The sequence below is a fragment of the Parazoarcus communis SWub3 = DSM 12120 genome, from assembly GCF_003226565.1.
Classification (GTDB): domain Bacteria; phylum Pseudomonadota; class Gammaproteobacteria; order Burkholderiales; family Rhodocyclaceae; genus Parazoarcus; species Parazoarcus communis.
This window is the reverse complement of the sequence record NZ_QKOE01000182.1, coordinates 1-255: the sequence shown is the minus strand read 5'-3', so window position 1 is coordinate 255 and position 255 is coordinate 1. Positions and strand designations below refer to the sequence as shown.

Genomic DNA, 255 nt, shown 5'->3' with positions numbered 1-255 from the left:
ATGACCGAGGCAACATCACGGGTTTGGTCGACCCGCTCAATCGCGAAACACGGATCGACTATGCCGCCAATGGAATCGATGTCGTTTCGGTGCGACAGAAAAGTAACGCCCCCGGCAGCATCAACGGCTATGCCATGCTGGCGAGCTACACCTGGAACACCGCCCACCGGCCACTGACCTTTACCGATGCGGCCGGCCAGACGACCACCTATAGCTGGAACGCAGCTGGCCAACTGCGCTCCGTGACCGATCCAC

The 255-nt window shown here is 60.4% G+C and carries 1 protein-coding gene; it reads left to right on the top strand.

The window, feature by feature from the left end; all coding sequences use genetic code 11:
* Window positions 1-255 (top strand): RHS repeat domain-containing protein (locus tag DNK49_RS23650; protein ID WP_133255195.1); only part of this gene is annotated, 255 nt, incomplete at both ends.